The 26,288-nt window shown below is 70.4% G+C and carries 22 protein-coding genes; 13 read left to right on the top strand and 9 right to left on the bottom strand.

The annotated features are described in order from the left end of the window. Positions 1–43: 43 nt before the first annotated feature. Entirely contained in the window at positions 44–1,369 is a 1,326-nt protein-coding gene (locus KGD87_RS10110) for a hypothetical protein (protein ID WP_284667252.1), read from the top strand. Here KGD87_RS10110 and KGD87_RS10105 read toward each other — a convergent pair. Together KGD87_RS10105 and KGD87_RS10100 are read right to left on the bottom strand one after the other, a co-directional pair. Next, entirely contained in the window at positions 1,353–2,222 is an 870-nt protein-coding gene (locus KGD87_RS10105) for a Rossmann-like and DUF2520 domain-containing protein (RefSeq protein ID WP_284667251.1), read from the bottom strand. The two genes, KGD87_RS10110 and KGD87_RS10105, sit on opposite strands and share 17 nt — an antisense overlap. Further along, a complete protein-coding gene (locus KGD87_RS10100) occupies positions 2,219–4,735 on the bottom strand; it encodes an AAA family ATPase (RefSeq protein WP_284667250.1) in 2,517 nt (838 codons plus the stop codon). The genes KGD87_RS10105 and KGD87_RS10100 overlap by 4 nt, the downstream gene beginning before the upstream one ends. A 220-nt stretch (positions 4,736–4,955) precedes the next feature. Between KGD87_RS10100 and KGD87_RS10095 the strand changes: the two genes are divergently transcribed. The 8 genes from KGD87_RS10095 (at position 4,956) to KGD87_RS10060 (ending at position 14,522) form a co-directional block, all read left to right on the top strand. Then, positions 4,956–5,660, top strand: a complete 705-nt coding sequence (locus tag KGD87_RS10095) for a YIP1 family protein (protein ID WP_502888014.1) — start codon at positions 4,956–4,958, stop codon at positions 5,658–5,660. Continuing rightward, a complete protein-coding gene (locus KGD87_RS10090; protein WP_284667248.1) occupies positions 5,657–7,003 on the top strand; it encodes a TolC family protein in 1,347 nt (448 codons plus the stop codon). The genes KGD87_RS10095 and KGD87_RS10090 overlap by 4 nt, the downstream gene beginning before the upstream one ends. Further along, positions 7,000–8,259 carry an efflux RND transporter periplasmic adaptor subunit gene (locus KGD87_RS10085; protein ID WP_284667247.1) on the top strand — a complete coding sequence of 420 codons (1,260 nt, stop codon included), beginning with the start codon at positions 7,000–7,002 and terminating at the stop codon, positions 8,257–8,259. Before KGD87_RS10090 ends, KGD87_RS10085 begins: the two co-directional genes overlap by 4 nt. Then, positions 8,256–9,008: an ABC transporter ATP-binding protein gene (locus KGD87_RS10080; RefSeq protein ID WP_284667246.1), complete on the top strand. Its 753-nt coding sequence runs from the start codon at positions 8,256–8,258 to the stop codon at positions 9,006–9,008. The genes KGD87_RS10085 and KGD87_RS10080 overlap by 4 nt, the downstream gene beginning before the upstream one ends. Beyond that, positions 9,005–10,243, top strand: coding sequence for an ABC transporter permease (locus KGD87_RS10075; RefSeq protein ID WP_284667245.1), 1,239 nt, complete (start codon positions 9,005–9,007; stop codon positions 10,241–10,243). Before KGD87_RS10080 ends, KGD87_RS10075 begins: the two co-directional genes overlap by 4 nt. A 4-nt stretch (positions 10,244–10,247) precedes the next feature. Next, positions 10,248–11,480, top strand: a complete 1,233-nt coding sequence (locus KGD87_RS10070) for an ABC transporter permease (RefSeq protein ID WP_284667244.1) — start codon at positions 10,248–10,250, stop codon at positions 11,478–11,480. Positions 11,481–11,530: 50 nt separating this feature from the next. Further along, a complete protein-coding gene (locus tag KGD87_RS10065) occupies positions 11,531–12,523 on the top strand; it encodes a cysteine synthase A (RefSeq protein ID WP_284667243.1) in 993 nt (330 codons plus the stop codon). Between the two features lie 223 nt (positions 12,524–12,746). Next, the gene (locus tag KGD87_RS10060) at positions 12,747–14,522 is read left to right on the top strand and encodes a hypothetical protein (RefSeq protein WP_284667242.1); all 1,776 of its coding nucleotides are present in this window, start codon (positions 12,747–12,749) and stop codon (positions 14,520–14,522) included. Between the two features lie 62 nt (positions 14,523–14,584). Here KGD87_RS10060 and KGD87_RS10055 read toward each other — a convergent pair whose 3' ends face one another. After that, on the bottom strand, positions 14,585–15,154 hold the full coding sequence (locus KGD87_RS10055) for a DUF4123 domain-containing protein (RefSeq protein WP_284667241.1): 570 nt from the start codon (positions 15,152–15,154) through the stop codon (positions 14,585–14,587). Next, positions 15,151–15,675, bottom strand: coding sequence for a hypothetical protein (locus KGD87_RS10050; RefSeq protein ID WP_284667240.1), 525 nt, complete (start codon positions 15,673–15,675; stop codon positions 15,151–15,153). The genes KGD87_RS10055 and KGD87_RS10050 overlap by 4 nt, the downstream gene beginning before the upstream one ends. Before the next feature lie 149 nt (positions 15,676–15,824). Here KGD87_RS10050 and KGD87_RS10045 point away from each other — a divergent pair, with 149 nt between their 5' ends. Continuing rightward, positions 15,825–17,150, top strand: a complete 1,326-nt coding sequence (locus KGD87_RS10045) for a hypothetical protein (protein WP_284667238.1) — start codon at positions 15,825–15,827, stop codon at positions 17,148–17,150. A 7-nt stretch (positions 17,151–17,157) separates the two neighbouring features. Next, entirely contained in the window at positions 17,158–18,336 is a 1,179-nt protein-coding gene (locus KGD87_RS10040; RefSeq protein ID WP_284667237.1) for a hypothetical protein, read from the top strand. Here KGD87_RS10040 and KGD87_RS10035 read toward each other — a convergent pair. The 4 genes from KGD87_RS10035 to KGD87_RS10020 all read right to left on the bottom strand — a co-directional run bounded on the left by KGD87_RS10035 (position 18,324) and on the right by KGD87_RS10020 (position 22,747). Then, entirely contained in the window at positions 18,324–19,964 is a 1,641-nt protein-coding gene (locus KGD87_RS10035; RefSeq protein WP_284667235.1) for a sensor histidine kinase, read from the bottom strand. The two genes, KGD87_RS10040 and KGD87_RS10035, sit on opposite strands and share 13 nt — an antisense overlap. Next, a complete protein-coding gene (locus KGD87_RS10030; RefSeq protein ID WP_284667234.1) occupies positions 19,933–20,631 on the bottom strand; it encodes a response regulator transcription factor in 699 nt (232 codons plus the stop codon). Before KGD87_RS10030 ends, KGD87_RS10035 begins: the two co-directional genes overlap by 32 nt. Positions 20,632–20,930: 299 nt before the next feature. Beyond that, on the bottom strand, positions 20,931–21,764 hold the full coding sequence (locus KGD87_RS10025) for a hypothetical protein (protein ID WP_284667233.1): 834 nt from the start codon (positions 21,762–21,764) through the stop codon (positions 20,931–20,933). Between the two features lie 167 nt (positions 21,765–21,931). Beyond that, positions 21,932–22,747 carry a GNAT family N-acetyltransferase gene (locus KGD87_RS10020; protein WP_284667232.1) on the bottom strand — a complete coding sequence of 272 codons (816 nt, stop codon included), beginning with the start codon at positions 22,745–22,747 and terminating at the stop codon, positions 21,932–21,934. A gap of 116 nt (positions 22,748–22,863) precedes the next feature. Here KGD87_RS10020 and KGD87_RS10015 point away from each other — a divergent pair, with 116 nt between their 5' ends. Together KGD87_RS10015 and udk are read left to right on the top strand one after the other, a co-directional pair. Next, positions 22,864–24,516, top strand: coding sequence for an MbnB/TglH/ChrH family RiPP precursor modification enzyme (locus tag KGD87_RS10015; RefSeq protein WP_284667231.1), 1,653 nt, complete (start codon positions 22,864–22,866; stop codon positions 24,514–24,516). Between the two features lie 68 nt (positions 24,517–24,584). Beyond that, a complete protein-coding gene (gene udk / locus KGD87_RS10010) occupies positions 24,585–25,220 on the top strand; it encodes a uridine kinase (protein ID WP_176414958.1) in 636 nt (211 codons plus the stop codon). Here udk and KGD87_RS10005 read toward each other — a convergent pair whose 3' ends face one another. Then, complete coding sequence (locus KGD87_RS10005) at positions 25,221–26,252, bottom strand: homoserine O-acetyltransferase family protein (RefSeq protein WP_284667230.1); 1,032 nt, start codon at positions 26,250–26,252, stop codon at positions 25,221–25,223. It lies immediately after the preceding gene. Positions 26,253–26,288 lie beyond the last annotated feature (36 nt).

Genomic DNA, 26,288 nt, shown 5'->3' with positions numbered 1-26,288 from the left:
GGATGGCCCCGTCGCCTCCCTATTTCCGAGTCTGGATTCCGCCATGTCCGAGCCCGCCACCCAGGCGCATCCCGTTCCGCAGCACGTTCACAATGCCCAGATGCAGGTCGCCGCTGCGCTGGAGCAGGCCACCGGCAAGCCGGTCGACCTGCTCAAGGCGCCCTGGGCGGAGGTTGAACCCGCCATCGCGCAGCTGACGGGCGGCCAGTTCGAGGTGAACAAGCCGGAGCATCAGACGCTCGCGCTGGGCCTGGCGGGGGCGTTCGCCCTGCGGCTCATCCAGGAGCACCAGGCCTTCTGGTTCCCCAACCGGGACTCGCCGGAGGGCGCCACGCTGGGCTTCCCGGATGCCATCATCATGCTGTCGCCGTTCGGCGCGGTGATGGACTCGCTGGGGCAGGGCAAGTTGGCCCGGCTGGAGGACCTGGCCGCGGACATCCGCCGTTCGCTGGGGCAGGCCCGCTTGGGCGGCAACCCGGCGCAGGTCCTGGGGGGCCAGGCGCCCAAGATGACGCCGGTGGACTACCAGCGCCTGTTCGACCCCGGGTTCCTCCAGTTCGTCGTCCTGGACCCGAAGAAGGCCGCCACGGCCCTGGAGACGAAGCCGGACGGGCTCGCTCGGGACGTGCGCAACGCGCTGGGCCGCACCCAGCCGCCGCTGCCCCCCGAGGCGCGCCAGCAGTTCGAGGGGCAGATTGTCCAGTCCCTGCAGCGCCTGGACACCACCAAGTCGCTCATCGACCAGGCCGAGCGCGCGCCGCGTCTGGCGGAGCTGATGGCGCACCTGTTCGGCACCGTCGGTGGGACGGGCTCGGCGCCCGAGGACTTCTGGCACGACCTGGTGCTGCCGCTGCTGTTCATCGGCAACCCGGCCAGCTTCCCGCCGCTGGACGAAGAGGAGCTGGAGATGTTCCGCCAGGGCGCGGACCCGCTGCCGCTCTTCGTGGACCTGGTGCCGCACGCGCACAAGGCTCCCGATGAGGGCCTGCTGGGCGCGTTCGAGATGAGTGACATCGGCCTGGTGCACCCGGGCTTCGGCCGCGTGGGCGCGCTGCGCCTCATCCGCATCAACGCCTCGCGCATCCAGCCGCTGCTGGAGCAGTTCGACCCCGCGAAGACGGCGGAGACGCTCCAGCGCTTCACGGAGTACGTGGCGAAGGCCGCCGGCAAGCCCGCCACCGAGTCGCCGCAGGGCAAGGAGATGCTGCAGGCCGCGCTGACGTTGCTCGCCGACCTGAAGCGCTCCGTGACGCAAGTCCAGGGCGGCGAGCTGTCCCTGCGCCGGCTCACCGAGGCGGAGGCCGCGTCCGAGCAGGCCCTGGCCGTGGTGCGCAAGGCCCTGCAGGGTTCCATCATCCTGACGGCTTGAGCAGCCGCTCCAACGCGGCGCGCGACGTGGGCTGCAGCCGGTCTCCGGCCAGCCCCAGCGCGCGCCGCGACAGCAGCCGGTAGAGGGGGGCGACGTCCGGAGGGAGCGCCTCCAGGTGCGCCGCCACCACGCCGGAGTCTCCGCGGACGATAGGGCCGGTGAGGCCCCCCGCGAGGCCCCGGGTCTCCAGTCCCTTCAGCGCCGAGTGCATCAGCGGCAGCAGCGCCGCCAGTGCGTCCGCGGGAGGGATTCCCGCGGCACCCAGCGCCGCCACCGCCGCATCCGCCAGCGACACCAGGCCCCCGGCGCTCAGCACCGCGCCCGCGTGGTAGGCCGCGCGGTGGGCTTCTGGCACCTCGATGACGCGGAGCCCCGCGTCCACCGCCATGCGGCGCAGCACGTCCCGCAGCGCGCGTGACGGGGTGCTCACCGCCACGGTGCTGCCCGCCAGCGCGTCACGCGGCGAGGACACGGCGCAGAGCGGATGGAACGAGCCGCGGCTCCGCCCCTTGGCCGTGCCCAGCGCAGCGAGCGAGAGCGCGCCCGCCGTATGCACCAGCGCGGCCGTGCGGGGGAGGGTGGCGGACAGCGTCTGGGCGACGGAGGGGACCGCCGCGTCCGGAACGCACAAGAGGATGACGCGGGCCCGCTTCAAGTCCGAGGGAGCGGCCGTCTTCAAGCCGAGCGCTTCCGCGCGCTGGCGGCCTTCACCCGTGCGGGAGTGGATGCGGACGGGCCAGCGCTTCGCCTGGAGCGCCAGCCCGAGCGCGCCACCCAGGCGGCCCATCCCGACAATCACGACGGGTGGGCGCCGCTTCGAAGGCCCTGCGCGTCGGCGGGGCCCGGGGCTCATCGCTCGCGCTGGAACTGAAGCTGCCCGGAGTTCACCGCGATGCGCACGCGGTCGCCCGTGCCGAACTCACCCGACAGGATGCGCTCCGCCAGGGGGCCCTCCACCAGCCGCTGCACCATCTGCCGCATGGGGCGCGCGCCGAGCTGCGGGTCGAAGCCGCCGGACTTCAGCAGGTGGCCCACCACGTCGTCGCCCGCCACGTATTCGATGCCGCGCTCGGTGGCCAGGCGCTTGCTGCTCTCCTCCAGCAGCAGCGTGGCGATGCGCGCCACCTCCACCTCCGCCAGGGGACGGAAGGGGAGGCGTTCATCAATGCGGTTCCACAGCTCTGGCGGCAGCGCCTTGCGCGCCACCGAGGACGCCGTGTCCATGGCGTCCCCGGGGCCCGCGGCGTCCGCGCCGAAGCCCACCGGGCGGCCCGTGCGGGAGAAGGCCTCCGCGCCCAGGTTCGTCGTCATGACGATGACGGTGTTGGAGAAGTCGATGTGGCGCCCCTTGCCATCCGTCAGGCGGCCCTCCTCCAGAACCTGGAGGAGGAGCATCTGCACCTCGCGGTGCGCCTTCTCGATTTCGTCCAGCACCACCACCGACGAGGGCCGGCGGCGCACGGGCTCCGTGAGCTGTCCGCCCTCACCGAAGCCCACGTAGCCGGCGGGCGAGCCGATGAGGCGCGAGACGCCGTGCTGCTCGGACATCTCGCTCATGTCCAGGCGCACCAGCGCGTCCCGGTTGCCGAACAGCACGTCCGCCAGCGCGCGGGCCATCTCCGTCTTGCCCACGCCCGTGGGGCCCAGGAAGAGGAAGCTGCCCATGGGGCGGCGCGACGCGAAGCCCGCGTAGTTGCGGCGGATGACCCGGGCGATGCGGGTGACTGCCTCCGAGTGCCCGATGACACGCTCCGCCAGGTCCTGCTCCAGCCGGAGCAGCCGTGACGAGTCGTTCATCAAGAGGCGCTCCTCGGGGACGCCCGCGAGCTTGGCCACCACGCGCGCCACGTCGGAGGGCTCCACCACGTCGCGGCCCTCGCGGTGGCAGCGGCTGCCCGCCAGGTCCACCACGGAGATGGCCTTGTCCGGCATGAAGCGGTCCGTCACGTAGCGGCTGGCCAGGGAAGCCGCGGCCTCCAGCGCCTCGGGCGTGTAGCGCAGCCCGTGGTGCTCCTCATAGCGGCCGATGATGCCGCGGAGGATCTCCATCGTCTCCGGCACGGAGGGCTCGTTGACCACCACGGCGGTGAAGCGGCGCTCCAGGGCCGGGTCGGTGCTGATGAACTTGCGGTATTCGTCGTGCGTGGTGGCGCCGATGCAGGGGAACTCGCCGCGCGCCATGGCCGTCTTCAGCTCGTTGGCCGCGTCCTGCGGACCGTCACCCGTGGAGCCCGCGCCCACCAGCGTGTGGATTTCGTCGATGAAGACCACCACGCGGCCCTCGGCGCGGCGGACCTCTTCCTTCAGCGCGTTGAGCTTCTCGGAGAACGAGCCGCGCAGCTGCGTGCCGGCCACCAGCGTGGCCATGTCCAGCTCCACCAGCACCTTCTCCGACAGCGAGCCACGCAGCTCGAGCATCCGCTGCGCCACGCCTTCCACCACCGCCGTCTTGCCCACGCCGGGCTCGCCCAGCAGGCAGGGGTTGTTGGTGCGCCGCTTGCCCAGGATGTCGATGACCTCCTCGACCTCGCGCGCGCGGCCCACCACCGGGTCCAGGCGGCCCTCGTGGGCGGCCTGACTCAGGTTGCGGCCCAGCGAGGTGAGCAGGGGGTAGGCCTTGGCGTCCAGCACGGGCGACGCGGAGGCGGGCTGCGCCGGCCGGGCCGCGGGCGCCGCAGTGGGAGTCGGGGCAGGGGACGGCGCGGCGCGCGCCACGGGCGCGGGCGGCGGCGCAGGCACTTCCGGCTCCTCGTCCACGTCGATGAGGTCGCGCGGCGACAGCGCGGGTGTGCTGTAGCGCGGTGGCGGCGGCGCGGTGAAGGACGGGAGCGACGGCGGCGCGCCGGGCCGGGAGCGCGGCAGGCTCAGCGTGACGGCGGAGGCCGGAAGGGGAGACGGCGGCGCGCCCAGGGGCCGGCTCGCTGGCCGGGGGCCCACGCTCTGTGAGCGGCCCAGCTGGAGGCGGCGCGGCATGTGGCCGCTGGTGAAGTAGGACATCGCCATGCGCATGAGGCCGCCCAGGTCCAGCCCGGCCTGCTGCAGCAGCTCCTGGGCGGCGCAGCGCACCCGGGCCACGGCGATGAGCAGGTGGAGGCAGTCCGCCTCCTGGGAGCCCACATTGGTGGCGATCTCCCGGGTCTTCTCGCGCAGCTCGCGCAGCAGGCCGTCCGGCTCCGCGGGAGCGGCCGTCAGCAGTTGGAGGATGGCGTCCTCGTCCACGCCTCGCTCCTTGAGCAGCAGCTGCGCACGGTTCTCCACCGTGAAGAGCGCCAGGAGCACGTGGGCGGAGGTGACCCTCTGCACCACGCTCTGTGCGATGTCATTCGCTTCGTGGAGGACCTGCGCGAGGTCCGTGCTATCGACCATTCGAACTCCGGCAAGCGGCCAGACGAGCGGAATACACCCTCTTGGGGTGTCCGGCAAAATTTCCGCTACAGGCCGCTACATGTGCCTTGAAGCACTGGAGTAGAAAGCGTCCGCCAGCGGAATTTGGCTGGCTGCCTGCCTGTTCGGCGCCTTTCTTCGGCTGGCCAGGCAATTGCCTGAGGACGAGCGACGTACCTCGCTCCGAGACCTCCACCACCATATGACTTCTCTTGCTCAACCGGCCCGCGTCTTTGTCGATCCCCTCGATGGGACCCGTGCCGCCGTCGAGGCGCGCCGCTGGGTGTGGCCTCTCCTCATCCTGGCCCTGTGCGTGTCCGCTTCCGGGACGCTCTTTTCCCTCCGTTGGGACGCCTCGCCTGACGTCATCCGCCAGCTCCAGGGTTCGGGGGAGCTGATGGGGCTGTCCGAGGCGGACCTCACGGACAAGATCCAAACGGAGTCGCGCAAGGCGCTGGTGGGCGGCATCGCCAAGGGCGTCATCCTCATGCCGCTGATGGCGCTGCTCCTGGCCTGCATCCTGTGGGTGGCCAGCTGGCTCTTCGACCGGCCCGCGTCCTTCGAACAGTTGCTGTCCGCGGCCGTGCTGGCGCTGCTGCCCATCGCGCTCTACCACCTCATCCTGACCCTCTGTGTCGCGGCGCAGCATTCCATTACCGTGGCGAGGGTGATGAACCTCGTACCGTCGAATCTGGGAGCCGTGTTGCAAGGCCTGAGTCCGAAGATGCAGCGCGTGGCGTCCACCGTGGACTTCTTCAACTTCTGGAGCACGGGCCTGCTGGGGCTGGGCTTCTCCGCCGCCACCGGGATGAGCCGTGGGCGCGCGTTGCTGCTGGCGGTGGCGCTGTATGCCATGTACGCGGGAATCTTCCTCATCGGCCTTCCCGCCCAGGCAGGTGCGCAATGAACGCCTTCGTGCTCGCGGTCGCCCTGGCCGCCGCTCCCTCGGACTCCGGTACACCCATCACCCTGGACCAGGCCCGCGCGGAGGGACGGCAGAACGTCGCCGCCATCCAGGCCCTGCTGGACGTGGCCATCGCGGACGAGGATGTGAACCTGTCGCGCTCCGTGCTGCTGCCGCAGCTCTCGCTCGATGCGTCGGCGGGGAAGATCTGGTTCGGCCGCCGGCAGGAGTTCATCACCGTTCCGGACCCGGCCAACCCGGGAGGCTTCATCCGCAACGCGGTGGAGACGCCCACCACCAGCACGCAGAACTACGACCTGGGCATGTCGCTCACGCAGGTCATCTACGACCGCGCCCGCTGGAAGCAGCTGGAGCAGAGCGGCGTGGTGCGTGACGCGCAGAAGGGGCAGGCGCGGGAAGAGGCGGACACCTCCGAACTGGAGGCCATCCGCCGCTTCTTCACCCTCTACCGCACCCAGGCCACGCTCCAGGTGCTGAAGGCCACGGTTGAGCGCAGCGAGCAGCAGGTGGAGCAGGCGCGGGCCCTCTTCCTGGCGGGCCGCACGGGCAAGAACGAGGAGATCACCGCCACGGTGAACCTGGGGACCGACCGCATCAACTACACCGCGCTGCTCGGGCAGCTGGTCAACGACCAGTCCCAGCTCGCCGTGTGGCTGGCCCGGCCTGGCACCGAGGCGCTGACGGCCTCCGATCCGGGCGTGCTCACGACCGAGCCGCCGCCCGCGCCGTCCGTCAACGAAGCGCTTTCGTCGGCGCGCGCGTACCGGCCGCTGCTCAAGACGTTGGAGCTGCGCATCCGCGCCGCGGAGCTGCAGCAGTCCATTGCCCGCTCGGAGTATCTGCCCCGCCTGGTGGCCCAGGGCCTCTACAACCGCGGGGGGCCGGATGCCTCGCTGGTCTTCACCGAGCCGCGCCTGCAGAACCGCTTCTCGGCCGCCGTCGGGTTGAGCTGGGATTTGTTCACCGGGCTGTCCACGGGGGCGCGCTCCCGTCGCGCCGAGGCGGACATCCGCAAGGCGCAGCTGACGCTGGAGCAGACGGCGCGGGAAATCGAAGGGGAGGTGCGCGCCGCGCACCGCACGCTGGAGGCCCAGCTGGAGGCCGCTCGCCTGGCCGCGCAGAACGTCGAAGCGGCTGCCCTGGGCCTCAAGATGCAGGAGGAGCGCTTCACCGCTGGCGCGGGCTCCACCCTGGAGGTCCGCGACGCGCAGCTGAGCCTGACGCGCGCTGAGCTCGCCTTGTTGGAAAACAGGATTGATGTCGAAATCGCCCGCTATTCGTTGCTGCGGGCCATGGGCGCCCTGAGCCCGGGAGAGTCGAAATGAAGTGGTGGAAGGGTGCCATTGCTGGCGCGTTGTTCCTGGGGGCCGCGGCCATCACGGCGGGTGGGTTGAAGGACCGTCCTCCGCCGTCGCTCGAAGTCCAACTGTCGAAGGCCCGCAAGGGCACCATCACCCGCACCATCACCGGCGCGGGCAAGGTGCAGGCGGCCACGACGGTGAAGATTTCATCCAGCCTCTCCGGTGACCTGGTGGAGCTGGCGGTGAAGGACGGCGAGCCGGTGACGAAGGGCCAGGTGCTGGGCCGCATCGATCCGCGCCTCTATCAGGCCGCGCACAAGCAGGCCCTGGCGTCGCTGAACGCGTCGCGCGCCGACGTGCAGGTGGCGGAGGTGGAGGTGGGCCGCGCGCAGCTGGAGCTCGCGCGCGTGGAGGACCTGGCGAAGAAGGGCCTGACGTCCACCGCCGAGGTGGACACGGCGCGGGCCACGAAGAACACGGCCGATGCGCGGCTCATGTCCGCCAAGCAGATGCAGGCGCGCAACATGGCCATCGTGGACCAGGCGCAGACGGACCTCACGCGCACGACGCTGGTGTCGCCCATCGACGGCAACGTCATTGAACTGTCGCGCGAGGTGGGTGAGCGCGTGCGCGGCTCGGACCTGTCCGAGGACGTGGTGATGACCATCGCCGCGCTCAGCGCCATGGAGGTGAAGTTCGAGGTGGGCGAGCACGAGGTGGTGCACCTCAAGCCGGGCCAGATCGCGGAGATTACCTTGGACGCGCTGGAGGGCCAGACGTACTCGGGCGCCGTGGTGGAGATTGCCCAGAAGGCGCTCATCAAGAACGAGGGCACCGAGGCCGAGGTGACGAGCTTCCCCATCACCGTCGCGCTGGACACCCGTCCGCCTGGCGTGCTGCCCGGCATGAGCTCCGAGGTGCGCATCTCCGCGGAGACGCACAATGACGTGGTGCTGGTGCCCATCCAGGCGGTGACGGTGCGCTCGGAGCGCTCGCTGCCGGACTACAAGGCGCCCATTGAAGGGGGCGGGCTGACTGCGAAGCGGACGGAGTCCCTGGCCAAGGTCGTGTTCGTGGTGGACAGCAGCAACAAGGCGCAGGTGCGCCGCGTGCAGACGGGCATCGCCTCCGACACGGAGCTGGAGATCGTCACCGGGCTCAATGAGGGCGACCGGGTGATTGAAGGTCCGTACCGGACGCTGTCGAAGGAGCTGAACGACGGCGACATCGTGCGCGAGCCCGAGCCGGGCGCGGGAATGAAGGGCGGTCGGAAGTCGTGAGTGAGGCCAGCGGCGCGGGACCGCTCATCCAGGTGGAGAACATCACCCGCGTCTTCCACGTGGGCGGGGAAGAGGTGCGCGCGCTGCGCGGCGTCTCCTTTGGCATCAACCGGGGAGAGTGGGTGGCCATCATTGGCCAGTCAGGCTCTGGCAAGAGCACGATGATGAACGTGCTCGGCTGCCTGGATACGCCCAGCAGCGGCCGGTACATGCTGAACGGCAACGACGTGTCGCGCATGAGCGACGACGAGCTCGCCGTCATCCGCAACGTGGAGATTGGCTTCATCTTCCAGACCTTCCAGCTGCTGCCCAGGGAGACGGCCCTGGCCAACGTGGAGCTGCCGCTGGTGTACCGGGGCCTCGGCACGCGGGAGCGGCGCGAGCGGGCCAAGGCGGCGCTGGACAAGGTGCAGCTCACCCACCGCATGCACCACCGGCCCAATGAGCTGTCCGGTGGTCAGCGCCAGCGCGTGGCCATTGCCCGCGCGCTGGTGTCCGAGCCCTCCATGCTGCTGGCAGACGAGCCCACGGGCAACCTGGACTCGGCCACGGGTGAGGAGATCGTCCGGCTGTTCGAGCAGCTCCACCAGGCGGGTCACACGCTGGTGCTCGTCACGCACGAGCCCAAGCTGGCGGCGCGCTGCCCCCGGGCCATCCGCCTGAGCGACGGAGAGATTGTCGCCGACGGTGACGGCCGCACGGTGGCCATGGGGACGGCGACGGACGTGCTGAACACGGGGGGGGCATGAGCCAGCCGTCCGCCTTCCGCGTGGATGTGCTGGAAGGCGCACGCATCGCGGTCTTCTCCCTGAAGGCGAACCGCCTGCGCACGGTGCTGACCACGCTGGGCATTGGCATCGGCGTGGCCACGCTGCTGGCCATCGTCGGCATCATCCAGGGGCTCAACACGTCGTTCCACCAGCAGCTGGCCACCTTCGGGGCGAACACGATGTACGTGTCCAAGTTCCCCTGGATGATCAAGGGCGACTGGTGGAAGTACCGCAACCGGAAGAACTTCACCCTGGATCAGCTGCACCGGCTGCGCACGCTGGCGCCTTTCGTGACGGCCATGTCCCCGTCGGTGTCACGCCTGTCGGACGTGGCGCACGGCGGCGAGCAGCTGTCCACCGTGCGCATCCAGGGCGTGACGCACGAGTACCTCAACATCTCCGGCTACGAAATCACCGGCGGGCGCTTCCTCACCGAGGCGGACGACGCGACGACGCGGCCGGTGGCGGTGGTGGGCGCGGACGTGGTGGACGGGCTCTTCCCGGGCGTCAGTCCGGTGGGGCAGTCGATTCGCATCGACAACCGCAGCTTCCAGGTGGTGGGCACGCTCAGCCGCAAGGGGAAGATGGTGGGCGAGAGCATGGACCTGCTCGTCTTCATCCCCTTCAAGACGTTCTATTCGAGCTTCGGCAAGGGCCGCGGCTTCGAGATTGCCATGGCGGTGGAGGATGCCTCGCGGATACGGTCCGCGGAGGACCAGCTCACCGGCATCCTCCGGCGTGTGCGCTCCACGCCGCCGGGCGCGGAGGATGACTTCTCCATCAACCGGCCGGAGGCCATGGCGCAGACGTATGAGCAGCTCACGGGCGCGCTCTACGGCGTCGCCGTGGGCGTGGGCCTCATCACGCTGCTGGTGGGCGGCATTGGCATCATGAACATCATGCTGGTGTCGGTACGCGAGCGGACGCGGGAGATTGGCGTGCGACGCGCGCTGGGCGCCCGGAAGCGGACCATTGTCTTCCAGTTCCTGATGGAGGCGTCGAGCGTGTCCGCGGTGGGTGGCCTGCTGGGGACGACCGTGGGGTTGGGCACGGCCAAGGTGGTGTCGCTCATCACGCCGCTGGCAGCGGACGTGCAGCCGATGACCGTGGTGGCGGGGGTGGGCTTCGCCGCGCTGGTGGGCCTGCTGTTCGGCATCTGGCCGGCGGCGCGCGCGGCGAACCTGGACCCCGTGGAAGCCCTTCGTTACGAGTAGCGCGATGCGAGCGTTCCTGGACAATCTGCGGCTGGCGTTGAGCACCTTCCTGGGCAACCCGCTGCGCTCGCTGTTGACGCTGCTGGGCATCGTCATCGGCGTGGCGACGGTCATCACCATGATGGGGCTCATCGAGGGCCTGCGCATTAAGGTGAACAACGACCTGGGACGGATGGGGGCCCACACCTTCCAGGTGACGAAGTGGCCCGCGGGCGGCTTCGGGCGCGTCAACTGGGCCAAGTACTCCAAGCGCAAGGACTTCGAGATGCTCGACGCGCGGGCCATCGCGGAGGCTTGTCCGTCGGTGGGGACGGTGGTGCCCACCGACGACGACGGGGGCCAGAAGCTGGTCACGGCGAGCTCGGAGACGCGGCCTTCGGTCCGCGTGTACGGCACACCCGCCAACTACCCGCTGGTGAGCGGCGTGTCGGTGCAGGCCGGCCGCTACTTCAACGAAGTGGAGGCGCTGGACGGCCGCCACGTGGTGCTGCTGGGGACGGACGTGTCGGACGCGCTGTTTCCCGGCATGAACCCGGTGGGCCACGAGGTGCGAATCAAAGGCCGGCCCTTCCGCGTCATTGGCCTGCTGCAGAAGCGCGGCAGCATCCTGGGCATGTTCAGCCTGGACAACCAGGTGATGATTCCGCTGAGCGTCTTCCACCAGCTCTACGGGAAGAAGCGCTCGCTGGACATCAGCGTGCAGGCGAAGTCCCCGGAGCTGTTCGCCAAGGCACAGGATGAGGTGGCCTCGCTGATGCGCCGGCGCCGCGACGTGCCGGCGACCCTGCCCAACGACTTCGAGCTCCACACGAACGAGTCGGTGACGGCGTCGTTCAACCAGCTCTCCAGCGTCATCACCATCGCGGGCGTGGGCGTGTGCCTGCTGTCCCTGGTGGTGGGCGGCATTGGCATCCTCAACATCATGCTGGTGTCGGTGATGGAGCGGACGCGGGAGATTGGCGTGCGCAAGGCGCTGGGCGCGCGCAAGCGCCGCATCCTGGGGCAGTTCGCCACGGAGGCGGTGTTGCTGTCGCTGATGGGAGGCACCCTGGGCCTGGGGCTGGGCTTCGGGTTGGTGTTCCTGGGGAAATGGATGATGGGCTTCCCCATGCAGGTGCCCCTGTGGGCGGTCGGCCTGTCCCTGTTCATGAGCTGCGGGGTGGGGCTGCTGTTCGGCATCTACCCGGCGGCGCGCGCGGCGAAGTTGGACCCGGTGGAGGCCATGCGGGCGGATTGAGGGCGGTGGTTCCCGGTGACGGGCGCCACCCTTCGCGTTAAGCACGGCCCATGGCGCCTCGCATTGGAACGCTCTGGGACTCCGTCGGAAACACCCCGCTGCTGCGCATTGGCTCGCTGAGCCGGCGGACGGGGTGTGAAATCCTCGCGAAGGCCGAGTTCATGAACCCCGGCGGCAGCATCAAGGACCGCGCCGCGAAGGGGATGATTCAGCGCGCGGAGGCGCAGGGCCTGCTGAAGCCGGGCGGCGCCATCTTCGAGGGCACCGCGGGCAACACCGGCATCGGCCTGGGGCTGCTCGGCCGCGAGCGCGGCTACCGCGTGGTCGTCACCATGCCGGACAACCAGGCTCGCGAGAAGTACGAGCTGCTGGAGGCCATGGGCGTGGAGGTCCGCAAGGTCCCCGCCGTGCCCTTCGCCAACCCGAACCACTTCTTCCACCTGGCCCGCGTGCTGGCGGAGGCGCAGGGCGGCTTCTGGGCGAACCAGTTCGAGAACCCGGCCAACGGCGACTTCCACTACGAGACGACGGGCCCCGAAATCTGGGAGCAGTGCGAGGGCCGCGTGGACGTGCTGGTGGCGTCCGTGGGCAGCGGTGGAACCCTGGGCGGCGTCAGCCGTTACCTGAAGGAGAAGAACCCCTCCGTGCGCGTGGTGCTGGTGGACCCTCCGGGCTCGGGCCTCTTCACCTTCGTGCGCGAAGGGCGCATGGAGGGGCCCGGCTCCTCCATCACCGAGGGCATTGGCATCATGCGCCTCACGGAGAACTTCCGCCGGGCCCGCGTGGACGAGGCCATGCGCCTGGGGGACCAGGAGATGGTGGAGATGCTCTACCACCTGGCCCGCGAGGACGCGCTGGTGGTGGGCACGTCGGCGGCCCTCAACGTGCGAGCCGCGTGGGAGCTGGCGCGCCGTCACCGGGGGGAGGGGCTGCGCATCGTCACCTTCCTGTGCGACCACGGCAGCCGCTATGCGTCAAAGGTGTTCAACCCGGCGTTCCTCGCGTCCAAGCAGCTGGAGGTGAGGCCGCTTCCGGTGGACTGAAAGCGCGGGGTTTTCGGGTGGCAGTGCTGCAATTCAATACCCTGGGACTGCAATGACACCCTGGGCTCTGTGACGTCTGGTGTTACAGGGCGCGTCACACTGTGGCGTGATTTGTCATTGGCGCCAGCGTCGGCGCGCGTGCTGCCCATGAAGGCGTTGAAAGGGGACTCTGGCCTGCGGGGTGCACGAGGCCGCATTGCAGTCTTCCCGCGAGGAGTCCCCCATGAAGCAGTCATCCAAGAAGTTTCCAGGCGTGTTGCGCGCCTGGTCTGGCGTCGTCGCCGCATCCCTGCTGGCAGGGTGTGGTGGCCCGGAGTCCCTCCCTTCGGAGGAGCCGGCCGCCGCGGCGCAGGAGCAGGCGCAGACGGGCGCCGCGCCCATCATCGAGTCGATGGACGCCATCGCGCTCGACAGCGAGCTGACGGCGAGGACGCGCAGCCTCATCCGCGCGAAGCTCGCGCAGGGCCAGGAGCATCAGCAGGTCCCCGTGGTGTCGGACTCGGGCCAGGCGCTCGTGCTGAACGACCAGGGCCTCAACGGTGACGAGCGGGCCGGTGATGGCGTGTTCTCCGCCGTGGGCGACGTGGACTTCGTCACGCACCGCGACACGCAGGACCGCATTCGCGACTTCCAGGCGCGCAATCCCCAGACGCCGCTGACGTTCGCGACCTTCGACAACCGCGTCCGCGTCTCCGAGCAAGTCCTCACTCCGCTGTCGCCCGACATCTTCCGGCCAGGGGTCCCCATCCCCATCTTCCCCGCGGGTATCTCCCACGCGGTGAATCCGAAGAACTCGCTCATCATCACCCACCCCAACGTCGTCAATGACCCGACGCGCACGTACGATCCGTGCACGAACGCCGGCAACCCGAACGGCGTGTGGACGTTCAACCACCTGATGCGGGAGATGGCGAGCTCGTACGTGTCGCCGGCGAACCTGACGGAGCACTGGCTGCGGCAGTGGACCGTCAACCAGAACATCAACGGCTGGTCGGTGCCGGCGCGCACGGCGATGACCCCGCGCATCCTCACCCCGTGGCCGCGGGTGAGTGGCGCGCTGGACCTGACGCGGTCGCCCTTCAAGCTGGTGGCCATCGTCAACCGCCTGGACCTGGGCGGCAACGCGGGGCCGTCCGCCTACGCCTCCGGGAACGCGGGCGAATTGCGCTTCGTCTTCGCCGCGGTGGACCGCTCCAGCGGCACCTGTGGCGTGCGGCCCTTCCTGGTCATCTTCGAGTACGGCGTCCCGCACGCGAGCTGTGACGCGGTCCGCACCTGGGCGCGGGGGTGGCTGAACCTGTCATCGTCGTCCATGGTGCTGGGCAGCTCGGCGTACAACACGGCGCTGGCCAACCTCACGCAGCAGGTGGTGATGCGCAACGCCGCGCCCCGCAAGCCGAACGGCAGCGCCATCAACCAGATTCGCACCAACGAGGAGTGGCTGCGCTACCCGTGGGAGCTGCGTGAGTTCCACCTGATGGGCTCGGGCCCCTCGGTGAACCGCCTGCAGGGCCAGCCGACGGTGCTGACGCCTGGGGATTCGCACAACGACACGGCGGTGCTGCGAAACTTCATCAACGCGAACACGTCCGCCATCCTCGCCAACAGCTACACCGTGCCGCCGACGTACCCCACGGCGGCCACGCCGTTCCTCGGCGCGTTCCCGTGGATTTCGTCGGTGACGGATTCGTACTGGCGCGCGTCGGGCATCTCCGTCAACGAGGCCCGGCACAAGTTCTCCTTCAACACGTGCAGTGGGTGCCATGGCCGTGAGTCGCGGACCGCCTTCACGCACATCAACGAGAACGGGGTGTTGTCTCCCTTCCTCGCCACGGGCATGGCCAGTCCCTCCACGCCCTTCATCGTGCAGGACCCTGTCGTGACGTCGGTGTCCCGGCCGTTCTTCGAAATCCAGATGCGCACGCAGAACCTGGACAGCGTGGCGAACCAGTCCTGCCTGGCGCGCGCGTTCGACCGGCCGATGCTCTCCGCGCACTGATGCGGGGAGGCCCGACCGGGGCGCATCGATTCAACGGTGCGCCCCGGGAGGGGGCGGGACCGCTACAGGAGCGGCGTCGGGAGGATGGACAGCGGCGGCGCGTCCAGGGGGGCGTCCTCGGGGCGGCGCGCGTAGGCGAGCATGTTGCCGCCGTCCTCCGATTCAGCGAAGAACTGCTCGATGGGGCCGAAGAGGAAGTCCAGCTCGTCGTCCGTGCACGTGGGCAGGTAGACGCGCAGCACGCGCGGGTCGTAGTAGCGGAACACCAGCGACTTGCCGCTGGCGTCCTTGACCTTGAGGAAGCGCCGCAGGTGCCGCCGCAGCGCGTCCGGGTGGGCCGGGCTCTGCACGAAGATGCCCCAGCTCTGGCCCCAGCCCGCGGCGAGCAGCTGCTCCGTGGCGGGCGCGCCGGGCCGCAGCTGCACCAGGTAGGGCGCCACCTCCACCAGCTCCGGCGGCAGCTTCCCCGCATAGAGGCAGCTCTGCGTCAGGCCACAGCTGAGCACCAGCCGGTGGACATTGGGGGCCCGCGCCCCGTCCAGGATGGCGTAGAGCGCCGAGGTGGGCGCTTCCTCCGTGGCCTGGCGCACCCACCGCAGCAGGCCCGGAAGCTGGGGGACGGGAGCGCTCACGCCGCCGCCTGCTGCTGCTTCCGCTTCTCACACTCCTCGCAGAACGGCACACCCGCCGCCGCGGCCTGGCGCAGGGCTTCAGCCTGCCGTGCCGGGTCGGGGAAGAGGGTGAAGACCTCCACGGGCGGGCGTGCCAGGGGGATGGCCTCGGGCTCGGCCCGAGGGGGTGGCAGGGCCTGCTCCGGCCACGCCCAGGCGGCGGCGCGGCGTTGCACGCGCAGGGCCACCAGCTCACGGCGCTCCAGCGCCTGCGCCAGCCGCTCCCGCACACGGGCGTCCTGCCGGGCGCGCTCCAGCGAGCTGACGTTCCACGGAAGGATGCCGCCCAGGGCCTCGTACATCTCCAGCAGGGGCCTGCGGGCGGAGGTCAGCCAGTGGTCGAGCTGCCAGGTGATGTGCTCGGCCGGGACGCACTCCCGCTCGTCGAGCGCCGTCACGGCGCGCAGGACGAGCAGCTCATACTCTTCGGCGCCAGAGCGGAGCCGCCAGGGGCCAGGGAAGCCGATTCCAGGGACGGACATGACGACCTTGTCGGGGCGTGAAGACACTCCAAGTGTACCCGGGTCCAGGTGACGCTGCACCCCGGCCTGCACGAAATCTGCACGAACATTCCTTGGCGGCCGCACAAGGGGGCCATCACCGTTGCACGGGGGGCGCACATCCTGCGCCCATGAACGCACCTCCTCCGCTGCCTCCCCGTCCGCCGCGAACGCCCGAAGGCGCCCTTCGCCGGGCCTTGCGCTGGCTCGTGGCCCACCACGTCTTCGGCAGTCTCATCATCGTCGTGTTCGCCACGGCGGTCATCGCCGGGCAGGTGGCGGACCGGACGGACTTCGCCAACTCGGAGCTGGCCGCCGGGGTGGAGGACCGCTGGGGCGCGCCCGTCACCCAGCCCGCGCCGTCGCTGCGCTACGTGCATAGCGGCACCATCTTCACCGAGCTGAAGCCGCTGCCCTTCGACCGCCAGCACGTCGAGGTGCAGGCGATGATGAACTACCGCAAGCGCGGGCTGCGCTACTTCTCCGGCTTCGACTTCACCCTCAACGCCGACTACTCGGTGGTCAACCGCGAGAGCACCGACATCGACGTGGCGTTCATCTTCCCCATGGAGATGGACAAGTCGCAGGTGCTGCTGTCGGAGCTCCAGTTCCTCGTCGACGGCAAGGAGTCCAGCCTGGACCTGGGTGAGTCCGGCAACCGGCTGGTGTGGACGGGCCGCATCGCCAAGGGCGCCACGTCCCGCTTCACCATCCGCTACCGCGCCCGGGGACTCAATTCGTTCGTGTACCGCCTGGACCCGGCGCTGCCCGCGCGGGACGTGCGCGTCCACGTCGCCGTCGAAGGCGGGGAGAACTACGACTACCCGGCGGGCGTGCTGGCCGCGTCGTCGGTGAACACGACGTCCGACGCGGTGACGCTGGACTGGGCCTTCCAGTCGCTGGAGTCGGGGGTGAACCTGGGCGTCATCCTCCCGTCGGAGAAGACGTTCGACGCGCTGGTGGGCACCATGGCGACCCGGGCCTGGGTGCCCTTCCTGGGGCTGCTCGCGCTGCTGGCGGCCCTGGGGTTGCGCCACCGTCGCTCGCTCGCGCTCCACGAGACGTACCTGCTGGCGGCCGTGTACGGCTTCTTCTTCGTGCTGCTGGCGTACCTGGCGGCCTTCATGAACTTCTACGCCGCCTACGCCCTCTGCGCGGTGGGCCTGGGCGCGGCGGTGGTGGTCTACGTCCGCTGGCTCTTCCCCAAGGAGCGGACGTCCGTGCTCGCGGCGCTGTGGGGCGCCACGCTGGTGGTCCCCACCGGCGCCGTCATCCTCCAGGGCTACACCGGCCTCATCTACACGCTGGAGATACTCGCCGCGCTGCTGGGGCTGATGGTGCTCTCCACCCGCGCCGGTGTGCGGGCCTTCCTCTCCGATTTGTCCCTGCCCGGCGAGCCTCCGCGCGCCGCCGCGGCTCCCGCTGCCTCCACCCCTGTCACCCCGGAAGCGAGCTGATTGCGCCATGTGGACCGTACCGCTCTTCGTTGGACTCCTGCTGACCACGGCCGATGGCTCGGCCGTCAAGACTCCCTCCGGCAGCGCCACCGTGCCGCTCCAGGAGCTGATTCCCCTCTACGCGCAGCGCCAGTCGGCGCCCGCTGAAGCACCTCCGATGGAGGCCCTGGTGAAGAGCCAGCTCAAGGGCCGGCTCACGGCGGATGCCCTCTTCGTGGACGGGCACTTCGACGTGGAGGTGCTCGCGGATGGGCGCTGGACGCAGGTGCGCCTGCTCCAGCTCGACGCGGACACGTTCCCGGCCGCGTTGCCCTCGCTGGAGGAGGGCACCGTGGGCGTCGTCGACGGGTACCTCTGCCTGCTCACGCGGAAGGCGGGACGCTATGTCTTCGACGTGGGCGTCTCCATCCGCTCGCCCGGCGCGGGCCCGGAGCGCCGTGCCCAGCTTCGCTTCGGGCCCCACGCGTCCCCGGTGCCGCTGGCGCTGGAGGCGGACACGTCCGTCTTCACGCTCACCGAGCCGCTGGCGTCCATGGGCGGCGAGTCCCACGCCGTCTATCCCGTGCAAGGCGCGCTGCGCGTCGGCTGGCGCGCGTCGGTGGCGCGGGTGGCACAGAGCCAGAAGCAGCAGGTGCGCCCACCGCTCGAGCCGCGCATCACCGAGGCCACCGCGTCCTGGGTCTCCACGCTGGAGGGCCGTGCCACGCTGCGCGTCAGCTATGCGCTGAGCCTGGACCGCGAGCAGCCGCTGGAGCTGGTGCTGCCGGAAGGGCACAGGCTGGAGCGCGTCACCCTGAATGCCATTCCCGTCCCCGTGGAGTCGCAAGATGGCACCCTGGCGCTGAAGGCCGCTCCCGCGCGGCTGGGCGAGACGGGCGGGACGCTGGAGGTGGTGCTGTCGCGAGAGCTGGGCGTCTTCCACCTCTCCGGCCGGTTGCAGCTGGCGCTGCCGCGCGTCTCCTGGCCCGTGGCGGAGCTCCGCGCACGCGCGCACTTCCCGGCGGTGTTCAACTACCGGCGCGAGGGCGGCAGCCTGGAGCAGTACGAGTCGACGGAGGCGGTGGCCTCGGAGGCGTCGGGCCTGCCCGGAAAGGCGCTGCACTTCCGCCAGTTCCTGGTGGCGGCGTCCTCGCCCACGCTGGAGCTGGGCTATTCGGTGGACATCTCCGACAGCTACTTCCGCTGAAGCCGAATCACGGGCGCCACCACCGCGAAGGTGGTGCCCGGGGTGGAAGGAAGCAGCTCCAACCTCGCGTGGAAGGCGCGCAGCATGGACTGGGAAATCGTCAGCCCCAGGCCCGTGCCGCCGCGCTCCCGGGCGGTGGTGAAGAAGGCGTCGAAGATGCGCGCGCGGTTCGTCTCGGAGATGCCTTTGCCGTTGTCCTTCACCACCACGCGCACCAGGTCCGCCTCCGGGGCCTGCTCCACCGACAGGTCCACGCGGACGGTGTCCCCGCCGTGCTGGCGGGCGTTGGTGACGAGCTGCCAGAGCACGTCGTCGAGCACCTCCTGCGGCAGGCTCACCTTCAGGCCCACGGGCGGTGCCGTCACGTGGATGTCCGTGGCGCCTTCGGCGCGGGCGCGGAGGGCGAGCCCCTCCAGCAGCGGGCCCAGCTCCACCCGCGCGGGCGTGGCCGTCATGGAGTCCGCCCGGGCCAGCTCCAGCAGGCGCTGCACCAGGCGGGTGAGCCTGCGGGCATCCGCGTCCACGTTGGCGAGGAACCGCGCGCGTTGCTCGGGGGACATCGCGTCGGCGCTGTCGCGCAGCAACTCCACCGCGCCCTGGATGGAGGCCAGCGGCGTCTTGAACTCGTGCGACACGTTGGCCGCGAAGGAGCGGATGTACTGGTTCCTGTCCCGCAGCGCGGTGGCCATGCCGGCCAGCGACTCGGAGAGCTCGGCCAGCTCCGCCACCACGGGGCGCGCCATGGGCTCGAAGCCCGCGGGGTCGCTCATGGCGATGGCGCGCGTCTGCTTCACCAGCGCGCGCACCGGCCGGCCCACCAGCGCCGCGGCGGCCAGCGACATCAGCGCCACCGCGCCGAGCAACACGAAGCCGGTGGCGGTGAGGTTCCACCGGTCCGCGTACGTCGCCTTGGCGAACGTCATGGGCGTGCGCGTCAGCACCACCGCGCCCCAGACGCGCTCGCCCTCCAGCACGGGCAGCGCCACCGTGACGCGGATGCCGGTGTCGCGGCTGAGCGACGCCAGCGGGGTGTCCTCGGGATCGGCGACGCGGCGGCGCATCACGCTGACGGGCTCGCCGCGCAGGGCCCGCTGGACCTCCGTGCGGTCCGCCAGGGTCGTCCACAGCAGCGCGGGGCTGCTGCTGGCCACCACCACGCCCTCGGTGTCCACCACGCGGATGCCGGCCAGGGTCGCCGCGCGCACCTGTTCGAGCAGCGGCGTCAGTCGCAGTCCGGCCGCATGTGACAGCGGCTCCGCGGGAACGCGTGAGGGCTGGGGCGTGGCGCCCGGCGGCAGGGTCGCATCCGAGGCCCTGAGCGACGGGAGGATGGGGCGCAGGCGCGTGTCGTCGGGGATGGGGAAGGGCCAGGGGGCGGTGCGCTCGCGGCCGTATGCACCCGCTGGCACGGTGGCGCGCAGCCGCTCGCGGAAGACCTCCGCGACCACCGCGCCCTGGGCAATCAGCTCCGACTCCGTCTGGCGAATGAGCTGGTTGTCGTAGACGCGCACGAAGGCGAGCCCCCCGAGCGTGAGCGCGAACCCCGCGACGCCCACCGCGGCGAACACCAGCCACAAGCGCGGACGCGCGCGGCGCTCAGGGGAGGGCGAGCCGATAGCCAAGGCCATGCACCGTCTCGATGACGTCTCCGCCCGCGCCCGCGAACTTCTGCCGCACCCGGCGCACGTGGCTGTCGATGGTCCGGTCGCTGACCACCACGTCGTCGTAGACGCGGTTCATCAGCTCGTCCCGGGTGAAGACCTTGCCGGGGACCCGGAGCAGCGTGGCGAGGAGCTGGAACTCCGTCACCGTGAGCACCACCTCCGTGTCCTGCCACCACGCGCGCCAGCGCTCCGCGTCCATGCGCAGCGGCCCTCGGGCCTGCATCCGCGCCGACGGCGCTTCGACCTCCGGGGCCGGCGCGGGCCGCGCGCGCCGGAGCACCGCCTTCACGCGGGCCACGAGCTCGCGCGGACTGAAGGGCTTGGTGAGGTAGTCATCGCCGCCCAGCTCCAGGCCGAGGATGCGGTCGACCTCGTCGTCCCGCGAGGAGAGGAAGACGATGGGCAGCTCGTGCTTGCGCCGGACCTCGCGGCACACGGCGAGCCCGTCCAGCTCCGGCATCATGATGTCCAGGACGATGAGCGCCGGGAGGGTCCGGTCGACCTGCGTCAGGGCGGCGCGGCCATCCGCGGCCTCATCCACCTGGAAGCCTCCCTGCTCCAGGGCGAAGCGGACAATCTCCCTCAGGTGGGGATCATCGTCGACGACCAGGACTGTGGGACGTTCGGCCACGGCTGCTCGGGAGGGGAGGGTTGCGACGGCTGCCGCACTCTACACCCACCGAAGGCCGGGGGAGACGGCCGGGGCGCAACCCCGGCCGAGAGCAAGACTACCGGCGTGAGCGCCGGCGGGGCCGCGGAATCACAATCGCCGCGGCGAGTAGGAGAACCACTGGAATGAACACGAGCATCGTCTGCGCCGTCACCTTCGCCCCCATCAAGGAAGTGCCGCTACTATGGCGGGCCGGTCTGACGTTCCGCTCGCGGCAATCCTGAAAACAGGGTTTGACGGGACTGTGACAGCGCCCGGCGTCAGAGCAGCTCGCGGGTGATGACCTCGGAGCGCTCCTGGTCGTTCCAGGTGACCTTCCGGGTCTCCCGGCCGTTGAAGTAGATGGCCTCCCGGTCGTTGATGAGCTTCCGGATGGTGATGCGGGCGACGGACTGCTGTTCGTCCACGCCGTGGGTCAGCTCGTACCGGGCGACGTCATGAGGGAACTCGCCCAGGCGGAGGCGCACCTCGCCCAGCATGTCCACGTAGTCCGCCAGCGCCTGCATCTGCCCCAGCGCGCGCCGCATCACCGTGCCCGTGCGCTTGCTGAGCACCCGGTCCCAGAAGAGGTAGCCCGCGCCCAGCGTGGCCGTGCTGGTGAAGAACATGAAGAAGGTGAGCGCTGGATCCAGGTACCGGTTCTGGGTGAGGCCCCGGTGCCTCGAGGCTTCCACCAGGATGTCCTTCATGGCCTCCACGGCCGTGCGGTGGGCCAGCCGCGTCCACTCGCGCGCGTCCCGCTCCGCGCCCAGCAGCAGCCAGCAGAGGCCCAGGTGCAGGGCGATGAACGACAGCCGGGCCTTGTCGCGCTCGGTGCCCATGGCTTCCGTGAAGCAGCTCCGCGCGGACTTCAGCCGCTCCAGTTGTTCATCGCGGGTGGCCTGGGGGGCGCGCACGGCCTCCAGGTGCAGCCGCCCGGCATGGAAGGGGCCTTCCCGCAGCGGCCGGACATCGCGATGCAACCCACGAAGGAGGGTGAGCTGGGTTTCGTGAAGGCCGAGGAGTGTCTCCAGCAGAGAGACCGCGGCGGGAGCCTGAAGCCTGCCGCCCGCGTGCGGTGGAATCGCCAGGACGAGATCATCCCACTTGGCCATGTGCGGACTCCCTGTGGCTGGGCGATACAAGACGTGCGGCAAGCCCCCCACGGATCAGTCTGCCATAACCTCCACGCCATCGAAGAATCTGGACCACGGTTCACGCGAGAGCGGCATTCTTCAATGAGTCTGTTTTTACTCCCCCGGGCCGAGCCGTCGCGCGTGGCTCAGCCCTGGCCCGGTGGAGGCGCCAGGTACATGCGAAAGCGCGTCACCGGCCGGTAGCCCAGGCGGGTGTAGACGGGCTCGCCCGAGCTCGTGGCGTGGAGGACGGTGCGCTCGGTGCCCCAGTCCTGATGGGCCTTCGCCAGCGCATGTCGCATCACGGCCTCGGCGGCACCTTGCCGGCGGTGTCGCGGCTGGGTCGCGACCAGGGCGACGTAGGCGGCGGAATCCACGCGCAGCACCACCGTGCTGGCCGCGGCCTCTTCGTCGCGGCACGCCACGAAGCCCTGACAGTCCGGGGTGTAGAGCGTGTCCTCGTCGAACGCTTCACGGCCGAAGTGGCGGGGGACGTCGTAGGCGTTGGCGTTGATGTCGGCCACGGCCTGCCGGCCCCAGGCATCCGTGACGGGGCGGACGTTGAACGGAGGCTGTGGGCGAAGGGGGGGCGCCAGCCGGTCCGCCACCATGCCGGTGACGTTCATCTCCGACTTGAGCCCGTACCAGGCCAGGATGGAGGGCGCGTTGTCGCGCACGGAGGGGGCCAGCCAGTCGTCGCAGATGACGAAGCTCCAGCCATGTCTACCGGCGGAGAAGTAGCGCGCCGCCGAGGCCGCCGCGGCCGCGAGCGCTTGTTCCGTTTCGACGGGCGCGCGCAGGAAGGCGGAGTTCATCATCGACCAGGCCACGTGGCAGGCGGTGATGTAGACGTCGGGGCGCTCGACCACTTCACCCGACTTGCTGCCCAGGGCGAACAGCCTCCAGGCTCCACGGTACTGCGCGTTGGATTCATCTATCTCGACGCGTGAGGGGGTGGGCATCGTGCCTCCTGGGGTGAGGGGAATCGGCGAGCATACCCGAGCCCGGATGCGGTCAGCGCGCCACTGCCCGGCGGTCGCGGGTGGCGGTGGGCGCGGGGCACGTCTACGTTGAGAGGATGACGCATGCGGTTCCCGAGACGTGGACACTGCCCTGGCGGGGCCTGGGGCTGAGCAGCAACCTGAGCGTGGCGGACGTGCCGCAGCCCTACCGCTTGCTGGACGAGTCACCGGGCCTCTTCGACTACGTGGAGTACAGCGCGCCGCTCTCCTTGGAGGAGTCGAAGGCGCACGCCTCGCTGTTCCCGGAGATGTGGCGCCGGCGCCAGGACGTCCCGGTGCTCTTCCATCCCGTCCACCTCAACCTCTGGGGGCCCGCGCTGGAGCCCGGCCAGGCCTTGCGGGAGTTGGACGCCCACGCGCGCGCCGTGGAGAGCCCCTGGGTGGGCAACGACGTCGGCTGGTGGCACGTGGACGGGCAGCCCTTCCCGGGCTACCTCTACTTCACGCCGCCCTTCAACGAAGCGGGCCTGGAGGCGTGCGTGTCCCACGCGCTCCATGTCCAGCGGCACCTGTCCAGGCCGCTCGCGCTGGAGAACCCCGCGGTGCTCGCGCGGCGCGGGCAGTGGCACGTGCTGGACTTCATGGCGAAGCTGCACGCGCGCACCGGGGCGCCGCTGCTGCTCGACCTGGGGCACCTGCTCAGCCATCAGCTCTCCGCCGGTCTGCCACTGGAGACGGGGCTGGACGGCTTTCCGCTCGACCAGGTCATCGAGCTGCACATCGCCGGAGGCGTGGTGACGCATCGGGGGCCGCGCAGCTTCTACGTGGATGACCACACGCAGCCGGTGCGCGAGGAGCTCTTCGAACTGCTGGCTTCGTTGATTCCGCGCTGCCCGTCACTGCGCGCCGTCACCTTCGAGGGCGACGGCCACCCGCCCGAGGTCGCCCGGATGTCCTTGCGCCGCCTGCGCCAATGGGTGCCCGCGGGAGCGCGTCCGCCGCTGACGTGGCGTGTCCCCCCGGCCGCCGCGGCCGTGCCGCCCCTCATGGAGGACAGCCAGCCCTGGGCCTTGTTCGACGCGGGGTACGCCGCCGCGCCCGCGGCCTCCGTGGAGGACGAAGCGGGCACGCTGGCGGACCAGGACTTCCGTCTGGCCGTGGTCGCGGAGGTCCTGGACCGCGAGTGGCCACTCACCCGGCTGTTGCTCGCGGGCACCCGGGAGGGGCTGGCGGCCTTCACCGGCTCGAAGGAGTACCGGAAGCTCTTCGACTCCGTGGCGCGCACGCCCGGGCAGTCCTTCGCGTCCTGGGCCATGCGGCGCCTGCGCGAGTCACCGGATGAGGGCGCGTCGGCGGCGCTGACGCTGGAGCTGCTGCTGCCGTCGCTATTCACGCGGCGGGCGCCCGCGCCCGCGCCGGGACAGGTGGGGTTGATGGAGGACGTGCGGGCCGGGTCGCTTCCCGTGGACCTGTCCGAGCTGATCCACTCCGCCCGCGCCGTGCGGCGGCATCTCACGGCCCGGGCATGGGCGTGTGGCACGTTGGAGCTGTCCGGCCTGGATTCGCTGAGCCAGGTGGCGCGCCGGCCCGGCCCGGGGCCCTGGTCCTTCGTCGCACGGCGTAGGGCAGGCGGGCCGGAGGTGACGTCGGTGCCCCCGGTCCTGGGGGAGTTCCTGAGAATGCTCGCTGTCCGGCCCATGGCCGAGGCGGAGGTGACGCCTGGGTTGCTGGAGGAGGCGAGGGGGCGTGGGCTGATTCGCAGGGGCTAGCGGGAGAAATGTCCGGGATTGGACCGAACCCTTGCGCTGGCCGTCCCGGTAAGATAGTTCGCGCCGCCATGGCGTCCCCCCTCGTCGTCGGAATCGCGGGCGGCACCGCGTCCGGCAAGACCACCGTTGCCCGCAAGGTCCGCGAGGCATTGACTGATTGCCGCGTGGCCTTCATCGATCAGGATTCGTATTACCGGGACTTGAAGGACCTTCCGCTGGCGGACAGGCGCGAGGTGAACTTCGACCACCCGGATGCCTTCGACAGGGAGCTGCTGGTTCAGCACCTGCGAGCGCTGAAGTCCGGGCAGCCCATCCAGAAGCCCGTCTACGACTTCGTCACCTCGTCGCGTCAGCCGCAGACGAAGAACGTCGACCCCGGCGACATCATCCTCATCGAGGGCATCCTCGTCCTCCACATGAAGGAGGTCCGGGATGAGATGGACGTGAAGATCTACGTCGACGCGGACGACGACCTCCGCATCCTCCGGCGCCTCACCCGCGACATCAAGGACCGCGGCCGCGACTTCGACCACGTGGTGAGCCAGTACCTGCGCCACGTGCGGCCCATGCACATGGGCTTCGTGGAGCCGTCCAAGCACTTCGCGGACATCATCATCCCGCACGGCGGCAACAACGAGATTGCCATCGGCATGCTGGTGGGCGCGCTCCGCGGCAAGCTCTCCGGCGCCGTGAGGCGGGACTAGTCAGCACCGCCGCAGGAAGTCGCTCAGCGGGCCATGGAGCCGCTCCGCGTCCTGGAGCAGCGCCGCATGGTCCCCGGGCCCCGGCAGCTCGAGGAAGCGGGCGCTCACGCCCGCGGCGCTCAGCAGGTGGTAGGTGTCACGCACCCGGTTCACCGGGGCCATGGCATCCGACGTCCCCGTCACCAGCAGCACCCGCGCGCGGATACGCGAGAAGCCGTCCGACACGTCGCTGCCCGCGTACGCCGAGCACAGCGACGCCCAGGACACCGCGTCGAAGGCGTCCGCGAAGGCGTCCGCTTCCGCCTCCAGCGCGGCGCGGGCCGCTTCGGGGGCCGGGTACGCGGAGGCCAGGAACTCACGTCCGCAGAGCAGCTTCTGGAAGTCCAGGCGCAGCTTGCGCATCGTCTTGCGCGGCGGCGCATCCAGCGCGTAGAGGCCGTCCCGGTAGTCGGGGTCCGCGCGCAGCACCTGCCAGGACAGGCCCAGCTTCTCGCGCACGCCTTCGGGCAGCGCGCGCGCCGCGCCGATGGCCACCACGCCCTCGGCCAGGTCCGGGAACAGCGACGCCAGCCGCAGCGCCACGTGGGCGCCCAGGCCCACCCCCACCAGCGCGCGCACCTGCGTCAGCCGCCGCGCGCGCAGCGTGGCCGACACGGCGCGCGCCATGTCCTGCACGGTGAGCGGCGGCAGTTCGAGCCCCCAGCGCTCACCCGACGCGGGATTCACCGTCGCGGACGACGTGCTGCCGAAAGGGCTGCCGAGCAACCCGGGCGAGAAGACGGGGGTGACGGCGGGGTCCAACGCGAGGTTCGTCCCCACCAGGGCGCGCCCCCAGCCGGAGGGCTGGTACGCCGAGTCCTCCGGCGGGCCCAACGCGAGGTGAGAGTGCGCCAGGTCGTGCAGCAACACCACCGCTTTGCCGTCGGATGGTTCTCCGTAGGCCGCCCAAGCCACCTGGGGATTGCCCAGCAGCTCTCCTTCCTCCAAGGGAAGGGGCGTGGTGAACAGGTGGGTCCCGGTGGCCTGGATCACGTTGGGGATTTTTCATATCACTGCCAGGACAAAGGC

The organism is Myxococcus sp. SDU36, from assembly GCF_030168875.1.
GTDB lineage: Bacteria > Myxococcota > Myxococcia > Myxococcales > Myxococcaceae > Myxococcus > Myxococcus vastator.
Note: the sequence above shows the minus strand (reverse complement) of the source record. Positions and strands in the feature narration are given on the sequence as shown.